The following is an 11,896-nucleotide window of genomic DNA, read 5'->3' on the forward strand; positions in this document are numbered from 1 at the left end:
GAATTGTTTTTCCACTAAAATTACACTATTTTTTCACTATTTTTCATTACTTCATTGTCTTCGCCAGCGAATTGAGTAATGCCCGCATCTCTGGATTTGCCAACACTTTTGCCAAAAGTTCAGGATCGACTTCATCAGCAACAGTTGCATTATTATTTTCCTGCTGTACATGCATCTGTGGATCCAGATTCTTCTTCTCATAAAATGCTTCTTCAAAAAGCTCTGCATTTTTCCTTCGGTCATCATCCAGAATATGAGAGTACACATCCGTAACCATATTGACCTGAGCATGGCCGGAATCACCCTGTACCGCTTTGATGTCCCCACCATTCAGTTTCAGCTTATAAGTAACGCTGCTATGACGGAAACTGTGAAATACAACCGGTGGGAGATTATAGTCCTCGATCAGTTTTTTAAAGGACCACGGATTGCTCCATCTCCGAGAGGAAGCCCAAAGGTACTTGCCATAACCAGGTTATAGTCCATATATTCATCACCAAGAATTTCTTTCATTTCATCTTGCTCAGCTTTCCAATCTACCAGCATATTAGCGACACTCTTTGGTAAGAATATCTTACGCACACTGCTTTCTGTCTTCGATGTTTTCAAAATACGGACCGTAGAATTCTTCTTATGATTTGTCGGAAATACCAACAACACATCTTTTCCATCCAGTGCATTTAAAGATTCTTTTCTTATACGCTGTGATTCTTTGTTAATGAATACATATGCACGGTTTTCCTCGATTGCTTCCGGAGAAATATCTATACAATCCCAGGTAAGGCCAAGCAGCTCACCAAGTCGTAAAGAGCATGAGAACGATAGATTTATTGCGAGCTTTAATCGTTCATCTTCACAGACACTAAGCGCACACATCAATGTATCCGCTGTCCAGATGTCTCTTTTTTTTGGTATACGTTCAAGTACAACTTATTCCTTTTATCCTTTGCATAATTCAGCAGAATTTTACCTATACCCTGCGATTGCATTTCACCAGAAACAAAAATGCCCTCAACATATTCATCATTTAACCCTAGGGTTAAACTTAACTACTATTTTTTCTTTGCGATATAAAATACATAACTGTAATAATCTACTACTAATCTAAAATAAAGCGATTATAAGCTATCCTTTTTCCTGTGTTTGTTTTAAAGTTTTCATCTATACACTTTTTTATCTTTTCCTGTTCTTTTTCTTTATCCATAACCGTTAAATTTTCAAGCAAATCAGCTTCCCATTGTATTTGAAAATCAAGTCCATCAATTTTAGATGGAGTATGATGGTTGCCTATTATAAAGCATATTCTATCAATATTTTTGTTATATCCTACCTTTTTTAATATTTCTTTCGCTACTTCTGGTCCTTCCTTTTCTTGATAGACACCATCAATAGAACCGTATTTTTTTTGTGCTTCAACCGCACCAATATCATGTAGTATAGCAATAATACTGATGAATTCTTTTTCTTCCTCTCCGATATTTTCTCCTTTCATTATATCTTCTGCATTTTTCAAAACTTTGAGAGTATGCTCTATGCCAAAAGGAATTTCTTTGAATACTTCTTTCATCTCTATAATAATTTTTTCTTTAAACATAAATTACCCCCATTTATACCTTATAGGTGTTTTAGTTCTATCTATCCACTTTTTTGTTCGCCGATACAATCAGCATCATGGGACGGCGCATTTCATCCTGCATCCCCGGAATATCCATCATGTATTCCGGCGGCTGCGGCTCCACAATATGATTTATTATAAAACCATTTGAAAGCAGTGTATTTAGATATGTGGTCAGTGTTCTATGAAATTTTGTAACCTTTTCTCCCAAAAACACAGCTGTTCGTTTGCCCTCATAATAATAATTATCCACCGGAAAATGCAGTATTTCTCCTTTTTCGTTATAATACCAGTCTTGTGTTCCATAGGCAGTAAAAACAGGATGTTCAACCGTAAAAACTAGCTTGCCACCAGACTTCAGTATTCTATATATCTTTTTTACTAAAATCTCATAATCTGCTACATAGTGAAACGCAAGTGAACTTAATATTACATCAAAACTCTCCTCTGGGAATTCCACATCTTCTATAGCACAGCATTTATATTCAACCTGTGGAAAATGTGTTTTTTCTTTGGCTACCTCGAGCATTTTATGAGAAATATCAACACCTACAACAGAAGACGCTCCGTGTTCCATCGCATAAATACAGTGCCATCCATAGCCGCATCCTAAATCAAGCACACGCTTATCTTTAAAATCCGGCAGCAGCTTTCTCAATGTTTCCCATTCTCCTGCACCGGCTAATCCCTGCTGTGAGCGACTCATTTGACTGTATTTTTGAAAAAATATATCATCATCATATTTGTTTTCTTTTCCATATTCTACATAGTTCAACATCTTTCACCTCGCTGTAAACTTCCGATTTTTCGTTCTCTGCGACTTCCCAATAAACGGGAATTTGACTTGCCTATTTTCTTAAAATCTCATGTGGAGCTTCTATTTCATTTGCCAAGGTATGCTCTGTTAATTCTGACATCAATTTCAATTTTTTATTAATCAATGGTCGCATACAATTAGGAACATGTTCCTGATGCGCTCTGTGGATTGCTACACATTCCTTACAGTTTCCGTGATAACGACAGGCTTTCAGGCAAGGACAGTGATCTTTGTCTTTATACTCCTTACGAAATTCCGCTGCAAATTCTTCTTGCAGTCTCAGTCCCTCGACACGGTTTCCCTTATGAAATTCTACCATTGCATCCAGTTCTTTCTGGTTCCCTTCAATCTTCATGTTATTATAGCGCCTCCATTTCAACTATTCCTCATTTTCTGATAAATACCGATTTCTATTTTCGTTTCCATAGCATAGTGTACTCTTTTTCACCAGTAGCTTCATCCAAGCCTTCACATTGAATAATGAACCCTTCTCTTTGGTAAAAAGAAATTGCTCTGGCATTCTTCTGGTATACATTTAATCGTAAGCTAACTTTTTTATCCTTAACATAATCTAATAAAAGCTTACCTATGCCACATGACTGCATTTCATCGGAGACAAAAATACCTTCTATATATTTATCATTTAGTCCTACAAATCCTTGTATCATTTTATCTGCTTCAAACACATAAACTTCGTATTGTGACATCATTTCTTTTACTAATTCATAATTACTTTTCCAGTATTGATTGGAAATAAAATAATGTGCTTTCAGATTTGTCTTTAACCATATGTCAGCAACTCTATCGATATCTCCGTTCAGCAACTTTCTAATCATAACAAATTTTCTCCACAACTACATCCTTTATGCTTTTCTCTTTTTTTCATTCTATCACAAGCTCACCATTAATCATCATTTTTTTGATATTTTTTCTTTTCCCCCACTGTAAAACAGCCTCTGAGCGTTTCGTTATATAGAGGGGTACACATACAGAGCAAGATCCACCCATGTTTAACGGTATTGCCATTTGGCCTCCCGTCAACCTATGGGTTTTATCTTGATGGGGATCTCCCCATACCCTCTCAATAACAGACGTTTCACTTGTCTGTTGGTTCCACCTGAAGGTGTTCACAGCACTATTTCTAATATCAGAAGGGACAGCCGATATTGAAATACGTGGACTCCCGGCGGGAGGAATAGTCTCAGCGGAAGGAGGAGTATGAGAACAAACAGCAAAGATAAAGAACTGAATCACAGACATTTTATAGGATTACGTCTTACCGATGTCGAACTGGATTTATTAGACCAAGGCGCTACTTGTTTATCTATTAGCCGATCAGAATATCTGAGAAAACTTCTGCTTGAAAAGCAAATCAATCACCAGATTGAAGTTGTTGCAGACATGAACGACCTCAGAAAACTGGTCAGTGAATATGGAAAGATCGGATCGAATCTCAATCAGATCGCCAAGCATTTTAACAGTGGTGGCAGTCAGTCACGTGCTATAGAAAATGAAATCCATCAGTGCATCACGGACTTATTCCTATTGAGAAAAGAAGTACTGAAACTGGCAGGTGGTATGAATGGCAATCGTAAAACACATTAAAAGCAGAAATGCAAATTACTCAGCTGCTATCAATTATCTTCTGTTTGAACATGATGAAAAAACCGAGAAAAAGATTGTAGATGAATCCGGAAATATCCATACTCACATCGTCATCAACAGTGTGAGGAAGACTGCAGTGGAAAGGCAGCCATATATGGATAAAACACATGAAGAAGCTACCGGATACAAGCATCGTTCCACGGATAAATTCATGAATACTTTTAAGAAAACTGTCATGGATCGGTGTCAACAGGAAGGACTTCACCAGATAGATCTTCTTGCTCCGGCTGAAAGAAAAATTACTCATAACCCAAATGTTAGCTGGACTTCTTAAAACCCATGTTTGCAAAACGGTAATTTTGATTAGCTGTCAGCTAACAAAAATCGGATTGTGTTAGCTGGAAATTGATTATTTTGAATGGAATTTTGTGTCACGAACGTGATTAGAAAATAACAAAAGCGTTCGTTGTCAGCTAATCCAGCTAACATTTTCGAACGCTTTGAAGCCCGTCGCCAAGAGGATTTGAACCTCCGACCCCTCGCTTAGGAGGCGAGTGCTCTATCCAGCTGAGCTATGACGACTCATGCCGCAAACCCTTGATTTTACTGGGTTTCTGGGATTTTTCCCTTCGGCCATATATAAGATTATCAACTCTTTTTCGAGTTGTCAATCTACAGATTATTTCGGTAACTGTTCGCTACCTTCACAGATATATTTATTCTACTATAGAATACCTGAAATGACAACCTTAAAAATTCAGGCTTCCCTGCAACCAGATAATTCCCTTGAATCTTCGACCAACTTCCGGGATTCCCATCAGATCTTCCTGGTTCATACAGATATCGAAGATCAGGTCGTTGCAGTTGATCGTCATCTGATACAGCTTCTCGCCGGTCAGTTTGTTCGTGGTTTCCATCCATTCAAGAATCTCTCCCATTACATTATACCGGTCGCACTCCATGCCATAAGGCATAAAATACGTATCTACAATAGAAAAAATATCTTCGTTAGCGATTCTTCTTGAAATCATGGCATACGTATCCATATCATCCATAGTCAGATTTTCCATCGCTTCTTCATTTCCCCGGCGCGCTTCGTAGATCATCTGCGTTCTTTTCCGGGTCAGCTGCTGATCCCGTTCTCTCTGGGCAATATTTTTTTGAATTGGCAACAAAATCTTGCCCTCCGTAGAAAGACCGGATAAGGTCAGGTTGCTGAAACCTTCCCCCGGTGTCCCCTTGGTACGTTCTGTCAGATATTCTCCTGCATTTGCCAGATAAAAGATCAGAGTCACACCCACACGCACATCGTCACACGCTCCGGAAAAACAGACTTTTTCAGAACGTTGTTCTACCATCACATCTTCCTGACTGGTGATACCGCTTCCGGCAAAATACGGAAAATAATATTCCATCCGAAACTGATCCTGCTCATCATAAGTTCCACAGACACGCAGTCCGATATTCATACCAAAATATCGGGACAATTCCGCAAAAATCTCGTTTTTTCCCTGCTCTGCGATCTTTTTCTCATCACAGAAAACAATCACCTCTTGCAGGATCTGATCCAGATCTTTCTGCTCCAGTTTTGAAAATCCTATAGCCCGAAGATAACTGTGCATACAGTCTTCCTCCTTTCTTATTATCCATTTTCTGTTACCGCATCACAGGAATGACCCGGTAACTTTCCCCCGGCATGCCAACACCAGATATCCATCTTTTTATCCGGATATCTGGTGTCTGTCATACTATGCCGCTGTTTCTTTTTATTATTTTATTTCTTATTTATGTTTCGGTACGATTTTTTCGATTCCGCCCATGTATGGCTGCAGTGCTTTCGGAATATTTACGCTTCCGTCTGCATTCAGGTTGTTCTCCAGGAATGCGATTAGCATTCTCGGCGGAGCAACTACGGTGTTGTTCAGCGTATGAGCGAAATATTTACCGTTTTCACCGTTTACACGGATCTTCAGTCTTCTGGCCTGTGCATCACCCAGGTTAGAGCAGCTTCCTACTTCGAAGTATTTCTTCTGTCTTGGAGACCATGCTTCTACGTCGATAGATTTCACTTTCAGGTCAGCCAGGTCACCGGAGCAGCATTCCAGAGTACGAACCGGAATATCCAGAGTACGGAACAGTTCTACGGTGTTCTGCCACAGTTTATCGAACCACATCTTGCTGTCTTCCGGTTTGCAGACAACGATCATTTCCTGTTTTTCAAACTGGTGGATACGGTATACACCTCTCTCTTCCAGACCATGTGCACCTTTTTCTTTTCTGAAGCAAGGAGAATAGCTGGTCAGAGTTCTCGGCAGTGTATCTTCCGGCAGGATGGTATCGATGAATTTACCGATCATGGAATGTTCGCTGGTTCCGATCAGATACAGATCTTCACCTTCGATCTTATACATCATAGCGTCCATCTCAGCAAAGCTCATAACACCGGTAACTACATCGCTTCGGATCATGAAAGGCGGTACACAGTAAGTAAATCCTTTGTTGATCATAAAATCTCTTGCGTAAGAGATAACTGCGGAATGAATTCTTGCGATGTCGCCCATCAGATAATAGAAACCATTACCTGCTACTTTTCTTGCACTGTCCAAATCCAGACCATCGAAAGATTCCATGATTTCTGCATGATACGGAACTTCAAACTCCGGAACCACCGGCTCACCGAAACGTTCGATCTCTACGTTCTCGCTGTCGTCTTTTCCAACTGGAACAGAAGGATCGATGATGTTCGGGATTGTCATCATGATCGTTTTGATCTTTTCTTCTACTTCTTTTTCTCTTGCAGACAGTTCATCGATTCTTGCACCGGAAGCTGCAACTTCTTTCTTCACTTCTTCTGCTTCTTCTTTTTTACCCTGTGCCATCAGCGCACCGATCTGTTTGCTGATTTTGTTTTTATTTGCACGCAGGGATTCTACTTCCTGTTTAATATTTCTGTTTTCCTGATCCAGAGCGATGACTTCATCTACCATCGGGATTTTCTGATCCTGGAATTTTTTACGAATATTTTCTTTTACCACATCCGGATTTTCCCGGACAAACTTGATATCTAACATATTTTCCTCCCTCTTTCAGGTTACTGGTTCTTTTCCTTATTCTTTATTATAATAAGTAATCATTCTCTTTATTTTATAATAGTATTGCCTTTTTTTCAAGTAGGATTCATACGGTTCTTTGATAAATACAATCCCCCGAATAATACAAAAAGCAGACAAAACCTTTTATCGGTTCCATCTGCTTCTGTTATTCTTATTGCACTTTATTTTCTCCAAAATGAACTGCCTGCCGCAGTGCATCCATTTCTTCTGAACTGAGCAGAATGTAGGATTCCCCTTTTACGATCTCTTTAATATAGAAGAAACAGTTGTCTCTGCTGTGGATCGCGTTCAGGATAAATCCGGTGTTGTTTTTATCCAGAAGAGCAATCGCAAAACTCAGTTTTCCGCCCACATCATCGAATGCATCGTATTTTACGATTCCGTACTTTGTCAGAGATTTTGACAGCATATCTTTTAATCCCCGGACCTCTTCCAGACTGTGTTCATTGACTCTTGAAAGTCTGTCCACCTCTTTCAGTTTCTGAGAAAATACTCTCTCCAGGCTCTGTCCGTCTGCGCCCTTCATAAACATGTTGTAACGGCGTTTCTGCCGGTGCAGTCCCAGAGAAACATTCAGCACCAGTACAATCAGTACCAGTACCAACACCATAAGCATGACTACCAGAATTCCCAGATCAATGCCTATTGCATCAAAAAAATTATTCATCTATGATTCTACCCTTTCTGTTTTCTCAAGTATGTGTATGTATACGATCTGTTTCTATTTTATAGATTCAAACAAGTCGATCAGCCGTTCCAGCTCCTCCTGGGAATAATACTCAATCTCGATTTTTCCCTTGTTCTTATTCTTGTGCTGGATGGAAACCTTCGTTCCCACGATAGACTTAATCCGTTCTTCCAACTGCTGATAGATCACTTCCATCTGTGTATCGACTTCTTTTTTCTTTTCTTCTTTTTTCGGTTTCTGTAAATCTTTTACAATCTTTTCGGTATCTCTGACACTCAACTTCTCATCAAAGATCCGCATTGCCAGATTATACTGCTGTTCCCTGTCATCGATTCCCAGAAGTGTTCTTGCATGTCCCGGAGAAATCATATCCTGTACCAGCATATCCTGTACTCTATCATCCAGTTTCAGCAGACGCATCGCATTCGTAACCGCTGTTCTGCTCTTGGATACTCGCTCCGCGATTTCATCCTGTTTCAGATGAAATTCTTCCATCAGCCGTTTATAGGCAACCGCTTCTTCAATCGCATTCAGATCTTCCCGCTGAATATTTTCAATCAGAGCGATCTCTACAACTTCCTGATCTGAGAAATCCTTAATGATCACCGGTACTTCTTTCAATCCTGCCAGTTTTGCTGCACGCCATCTGCGCTCTCCGGCAATGATCTCATAATAATCGTCTCTTTTCTGCACCAGCAGTGGCTGCAGAATGCCGAACTGTTTGATGGATTCTGCCAGTTCCAGCAGTGCATCCTCATCAAAATTCTTTCTTGGCTGCTCCCTGTTCGGCTCTACTTCTGTGATTTTCATTTTTAACTCTACCGGTTTCTCAACAATCTTTTCTACCACTTTTTCCACTACTTTTACCGGTTGTTTTTTTTCTTCTGTAACACTTTTTTTATTTTTCGGAGTTCCGGATGGAATCAAAGAGTCCAAACCTTTTCCCAGACCACCTTTTTTTACTGCCATTCTTCATCCCCCCTGTGTATTACTTCTTCCGCCAGCAGCTGATAACTTTCTGCTCCTGTCGATCTCGCATCATAATAATTGATCGGAAGTCCATGGCTCGGTGCTTCTGCCAGACGTACATTTCTTGGAATGATGGTTTTATAGATTGTCTGATTCAGATTATTCTTTACATTTTCCACCACCTGTAAAGAGAGATTTGTTCTTGCATCATACATGGTAAATACAACGCCTTCCATCTCCAGATCCTGATTCAGTCGTTCCTGTACCAGTTCGATCGTGTGCATCAGCTGTGAAAGTCCTTCCAGCGCATAATATTCACACTGGATTGGTACCAGAACAGTATTGGCTGTCGTCATCGCATTGATTGTCAGCATATTCAGTGACGGCGGGCAGTCGATAATAATAAAATCAAACTGATCCCGGATCTTACTGATTTTATTCTGTAAAATATACTCTTTGTCCTCGATACTGATCAGTTCAATCTCTGCGCCTGCCAGATTGACATTCGAAGGAATCAGAGATACTCCTTCAAATTCCAGTTTTTGCAGGCAATCCTCTACTTCACATTCTCCCAGCAGTAATTCATAAACCGTATTTTCTGTTTCATCCTTATCCACACCCAGACCACTGGTGGTATTTCCCTGGGGATCCAGATCTATTGTTAAAACTTTCTGTCCCATAGCACCCAGACAGGAGGATAAATTAATCGCTGTCGTAGATTTTCCTACGCCGCCTTTCTGATTTGCAATCGCTATTGCTCTTCCCATAACTGTACTCCTTCCAGTTTCATTTTCATCTGTATTTTTCACTTTCAATTTACAACTTTTCCCTGTTTTCATTTGTTTCTTTGAAAATTTAGGATATTCTATACTTTTTCATATATCCCTGAGTTGCTGGTTCTATTATAGCACCTGATTTCCCATAATTCCATATAAAACGTTTCACGTGAAACATTTTTTCTCTTTACATAGAAAAGTTGCTTTTCTGATTTTTGTTTTGGTAGAATTATTTTTATTCCCGGTAAAATCATTTATATTTGATACTCACATATAATGCTGAGATGTTTCACGTGAAACATCTCAATTAGTCTTTTAATGTTTATCTCATTGTCTTATCTATTTTTGAAAATGTTTCACGTGAAACATTTATATTTTATTTTAAAAATCAAAATATTACTTTTCCATTTCAAAGCATATCATTAAATTCCTTATATTTTTCTTCTGTTTTTATTACTCATATTTATATTTCACTGTGTGATTTGTAAATTTCACTTACTGTCACAATAATTATCATATTAAGCACTTACGCAATTAAATGTTTCACGTGAAACATTCGCTCATTTTTCATCTCATATTTTCATTTATTTTCCAACCTTTTCACCATTCCGTTCCTTTTCTTATTTTTATATTATCCCTTTTATTTTCTCTTTTTACAAATGATTCACGTGAAACATTTGGCATTTTCTGTTCACGCTATTATAATAAGTAGCTATGCTATTACTATCCACCATTTTAGCTTTATTATTTTTGTTCTCCCTTGTTTTTGGAGAATGTTTCACGTGAAACATTCTCCTCTCCCACCTTCAAAATCCATGCAAAAAATGTTTGTAACTTCCCCCCGGATGACTTATAATAGATGTAACAATTGCCATTCAAACAAGGAGGTAATCTATCATGAAGAAAAATGTTCAGCGTTTATTAACGATCAGCATCCTTACTTCTATGACCGGTGCTGGTATTTTTGCTGTAAATAAACTGATCAACGCTTCTGCTGTAATCCGCAATGCGTTGCACAATAAATCTCAGTATTTCTATGACTGGAAATTTGGGCGTATCCATTACACGATCGAAGGCTCCGGCTCTCCACTGCTACTTTTACACGATCTTTCCCCTGTAAGCAATTCCGCCGAGTGGAAATCCCTGAAAAAGCATCTTGCGAAAGATCATACGGTCTATTGTATGGATCTTCTGGGCTGCGGATGTTCCGATCGTCCGAAAATCACTTACACAAACTTTTTATATGTCCAGCTGATCACCGATTTTATCAAATCCGTAATCAAGCAGCCAACCGATGTGATCACCAGCGGATTATCCGGTTCTTTTGTTGTTATGGCATGTAAAAACGATACTTCTATCATCCGCCGGATCATGATGATCAATCCGGAAGATCTTGCCGTATTGAATCAGATTCCGGACAGGCGCTCCAAAGCATCCAAATTTTTGCTTGAACTTCCTCTGATCGGTACTCTGGTTTACAATATTCTGAATTCCCGTCCGAATATTGACCTTGCCTTTACCGAAAAGTATCTGCATAACCCATTCCATGTAGATACCGAACTGGAAGATCTTTACTACGAATCCGCACACCTGGAAAACGGCGCCGGAAAATACCTGCTGGCAAGCATTACCGGAAAATATATCTACTGCAACATTACGCGGGCATTAAAAACCATCGACAACAGCATCTATATCCTGCAGGGTGATTCCGAGCCTCGCGCGAGAGAAAGTGTTGCATTATATACTTCTATAAACCCCGCGATCGAATCCGAGATTATAAAAAATGCAAAACACCTGCCACAAATAGAATCTCCGGAGCAGGTACTGGAAGCAGTCAATATCTTTTTTGCTTCATAAATAAAACTAGAGCGTGTTTGAAAAAGGCTTTCTGCAAGATGTGCGTCACAGTTTGTGGGAGATTTTTCCTGAATGAGGGCGGCGTAGCGGGCTACGTCAACCGAATGAAGGTAAAATATGCCGCAAAGTGGGGCGTGCAGATTGCAGGAATGATTTTTCAAACACGCTCTAACATTGCACATGGTAGAAAAGAGGTATCACATCTGAAAATATGGTATCTCTTTTTTTCGTTATTCACAAAATTTTATTCTGATCAACACTTCAACATTTCTTCTCTTCTTCCATTATGTTCTTCTACTATGCCCGACCTTTTTTCATCCTTTACATTTTTTTCTCTGTTCATAATAGTTATTCCTCTTCCACTTCTTCTACCCTCCCCAGCCATTTTCTTTCACTTCCTGTTTTCCCTTTAAAATCAGCATTTTTCCCCCTTTTTCCGCTGTTCTTTTGTTGACA

Annotated in this window: 15 protein-coding genes, 1 tRNA gene and 4 pseudogenes; 4 read left to right on the top strand and 16 right to left on the bottom strand. The window is 39.3% G+C overall.

The genetic code is table 11. The features are described from left to right. Positions 1-46 precede the first annotated feature (46 nt). The 8 genes from ETP43_RS18905 to ETP43_RS17200 form a co-directional block, all read right to left on the bottom strand. Positions 47-277, bottom strand: coding sequence for a hypothetical protein (locus ETP43_RS18905; RefSeq protein ID WP_243114319.1), 231 nt, complete (start codon positions 275-277; stop codon positions 47-49). A gap of 128 nt (positions 278-405) precedes the next feature. Then, complete coding sequence (locus ETP43_RS18910) at positions 406-876, bottom strand: site-specific integrase (protein ID WP_243114320.1); 471 nt, start codon at positions 874-876, stop codon at positions 406-408. Continuing rightward, positions 876-1,007 (bottom strand): hypothetical protein, encoded by a 132-nt coding sequence (locus ETP43_RS17830; RefSeq protein ID WP_330546581.1) that lies wholly within the window; start codon positions 1,005-1,007, stop codon positions 876-878. Before ETP43_RS17830 ends, ETP43_RS18910 begins: the two co-directional genes overlap by 1 nt. A 92-nt stretch (positions 1,008-1,099) precedes the next feature. Further along, positions 1,100-1,594, bottom strand: coding sequence for an HD domain-containing protein (locus ETP43_RS16100; RefSeq protein ID WP_008981870.1), 495 nt, complete (start codon positions 1,592-1,594; stop codon positions 1,100-1,102). 37 nt (positions 1,595-1,631) lie between these two features. Continuing rightward, positions 1,632-2,393: a class I SAM-dependent methyltransferase gene (locus ETP43_RS16105; RefSeq protein WP_164979758.1), complete on the bottom strand. Its 762-nt coding sequence runs from the start codon at positions 2,391-2,393 to the stop codon at positions 1,632-1,634. 70 nt (positions 2,394-2,463) lie between these two features. Next, the gene (locus ETP43_RS16110) at positions 2,464-2,787 is read right to left on the bottom strand and encodes a hypothetical protein (protein ID WP_004613237.1); all 324 of its coding nucleotides are present in this window, start codon (positions 2,785-2,787) and stop codon (positions 2,464-2,466) included. A gap of 55 nt (positions 2,788-2,842) precedes the next feature. Next, positions 2,843-3,268: a GNAT family N-acetyltransferase gene (locus tag ETP43_RS16115; RefSeq protein ID WP_055053942.1), complete on the bottom strand. Its 426-nt coding sequence runs from the start codon at positions 3,266-3,268 to the stop codon at positions 2,843-2,845. A gap of 46 nt (positions 3,269-3,314) precedes the next feature. Continuing rightward, a complete protein-coding gene (locus ETP43_RS17200) occupies positions 3,315-3,458 on the bottom strand; it encodes a hypothetical protein (protein WP_162297484.1) in 144 nt (47 codons plus the stop codon). Between the two features lie 192 nt (positions 3,459-3,650). Between ETP43_RS17200 and ETP43_RS16120 the strand changes: the two genes are divergently transcribed. Both ETP43_RS16120 and ETP43_RS16125 read left to right on the top strand, forming a co-directional pair. Then, the gene (locus ETP43_RS16120) at positions 3,651-4,037 is read left to right on the top strand and encodes a plasmid mobilization protein (protein WP_129259323.1); all 387 of its coding nucleotides are present in this window, start codon (positions 3,651-3,653) and stop codon (positions 4,035-4,037) included. Then, positions 4,015-4,341, top strand: a pseudogene (locus tag ETP43_RS16125) (hypothetical protein); the annotation flags it as partial. The gene ETP43_RS16120 and the pseudogene ETP43_RS16125, both read left to right, overlap by 23 nt. A gap of 204 nt (positions 4,342-4,545) precedes the next feature. Here ETP43_RS16125 and ETP43_RS16130 read toward each other — a convergent pair. From ETP43_RS16130 to ETP43_RS16155, 6 genes are all read right to left on the bottom strand, one after another. Beyond that, a tRNA-Arg gene (locus tag ETP43_RS16130) sits at positions 4,546-4,619 on the bottom strand. Between the two features lie 167 nt (positions 4,620-4,786). Beyond that, a complete protein-coding gene (locus ETP43_RS16135) occupies positions 4,787-5,659 on the bottom strand; it encodes a DUF3881 family protein (RefSeq protein ID WP_129259325.1) in 873 nt (290 codons plus the stop codon). A gap of 159 nt (positions 5,660-5,818) precedes the next feature. Then, positions 5,819-7,108, bottom strand: coding sequence for a serine--tRNA ligase (gene serS, locus ETP43_RS16140; RefSeq protein WP_129259327.1), 1,290 nt, complete (start codon positions 7,106-7,108; stop codon positions 5,819-5,821). A gap of 193 nt (positions 7,109-7,301) precedes the next feature. Further along, a complete protein-coding gene (locus tag ETP43_RS16145; protein WP_022399170.1) occupies positions 7,302-7,817 on the bottom strand; it encodes a DUF4446 family protein in 516 nt (171 codons plus the stop codon). Between the two features lie 54 nt (positions 7,818-7,871). Then, a complete protein-coding gene (locus tag ETP43_RS16150) occupies positions 7,872-8,807 on the bottom strand; it encodes a ParB/RepB/Spo0J family partition protein (protein ID WP_129259329.1) in 936 nt (311 codons plus the stop codon). Beyond that, positions 8,798-9,574, bottom strand: coding sequence for a ParA family protein (locus tag ETP43_RS16155; RefSeq protein ID WP_022399172.1), 777 nt, complete (start codon positions 9,572-9,574; stop codon positions 8,798-8,800). Before ETP43_RS16155 ends, ETP43_RS16150 begins: the two co-directional genes overlap by 10 nt. Positions 9,575-10,528: 954 nt before the next feature. On the opposite strand from ETP43_RS16155, the pseudogene ETP43_RS16160 reads away from it, so the two are divergent. Further along, positions 10,529-11,356: pseudogene (locus ETP43_RS16160) on the top strand (alpha/beta fold hydrolase); the annotation flags it as partial. On the opposite strand, the pseudogene ETP43_RS18850 reads toward ETP43_RS16160, so the two are convergent. Further along, positions 11,272-11,541: pseudogene (locus tag ETP43_RS18850) on the bottom strand (DUF6783 domain-containing protein); the annotation flags it as partial. The pseudogenes ETP43_RS16160 and ETP43_RS18850 sit on opposite strands and share 85 nt — an antisense overlap. Here ETP43_RS18850 and ETP43_RS18855 point away from each other — a divergent pair. Then, positions 11,518-11,568: pseudogene (locus tag ETP43_RS18855) on the top strand (DUF6783 domain-containing protein); the annotation flags it as partial. The pseudogenes ETP43_RS18850 and ETP43_RS18855 overlap by 24 nt on opposite strands. Positions 11,569-11,693: 125 nt before the next feature. Here ETP43_RS18855 and ETP43_RS17975 read toward each other — a convergent pair. Beyond that, entirely contained in the window at positions 11,694-11,825 is a 132-nt protein-coding gene (locus ETP43_RS17975) for a hypothetical protein (RefSeq protein ID WP_279222210.1), read from the bottom strand. Positions 11,826-11,896: the final 71 nt, after the last annotated feature.

It is taken from the genome of Blautia faecicola, from assembly GCF_004123145.1.
Classification (GTDB): Bacteria; Bacillota; Clostridia; order Lachnospirales; family Lachnospiraceae; genus Oliverpabstia; species Oliverpabstia faecicola.

Coding starts and splice junctions, on each gene's coding strand:
- ETP43_RS18905 (WP_243114319.1), bottom strand. CDS start 277: ATGGTTACGGATGTGTACTCTCATATTCTGGATGATGACCGAAGGAAA.
- ETP43_RS18910 (WP_243114320.1), bottom strand. CDS start 876: ATGTGTGCGCTTAGTGTCTGTGAAGATGAACGATTAAAGCTCGCAATA.
- ETP43_RS16100 (WP_008981870.1), bottom strand. CDS start 1,594: ATGTTTAAAGAAAAAATTATTATAGAGATGAAAGAAGTATTCAAAGAA.
- ETP43_RS16105 (WP_164979758.1), bottom strand. CDS start 2,393: ATGTTGAACTATGTAGAATATGGAAAAGAAAACAAATATGATGATGAT.
- ETP43_RS16110 (WP_004613237.1), bottom strand. CDS start 2,787: ATGAAGATTGAAGGGAACCAGAAAGAACTGGATGCAATGGTAGAATTT.
- ETP43_RS16115 (WP_055053942.1), bottom strand. CDS start 3,268: ATGATTAGAAAGTTGCTGAACGGAGATATCGATAGAGTTGCTGACATA.
- ETP43_RS17200 (WP_162297484.1), bottom strand. CDS start 3,458: ATGGCAATACCGTTAAACATGGGTGGATCTTGCTCTGTATGTGTACCC.
- ETP43_RS16120 (WP_129259323.1), top strand. CDS start 3,651: ATGAGAACAAACAGCAAAGATAAAGAACTGAATCACAGACATTTTATA.
- ETP43_RS16135 (WP_129259325.1), bottom strand. CDS start 5,659: ATGCACAGTTATCTTCGGGCTATAGGATTTTCAAAACTGGAGCAGAAA.
- serS (WP_129259327.1), bottom strand. CDS start 7,108: ATGTTAGATATCAAGTTTGTCCGGGAAAATCCGGATGTGGTAAAAGAA.
- ETP43_RS16145 (WP_022399170.1), bottom strand. CDS start 7,817: ATGAATAATTTTTTTGATGCAATAGGCATTGATCTGGGAATTCTGGTA.
- ETP43_RS16150 (WP_129259329.1), bottom strand. CDS start 8,807: ATGGCAGTAAAAAAAGGTGGTCTGGGAAAAGGTTTGGACTCTTTGATT.
- ETP43_RS16155 (WP_022399172.1), bottom strand. CDS start 9,574: ATGGGAAGAGCAATAGCGATTGCAAATCAGAAAGGCGGCGTAGGAAAA.
- ETP43_RS17975 (WP_279222210.1), bottom strand. CDS start 11,825: ATGGCTGGGGAGGGTAGAAGAAGTGGAAGAGGAATAACTATTATGAAC.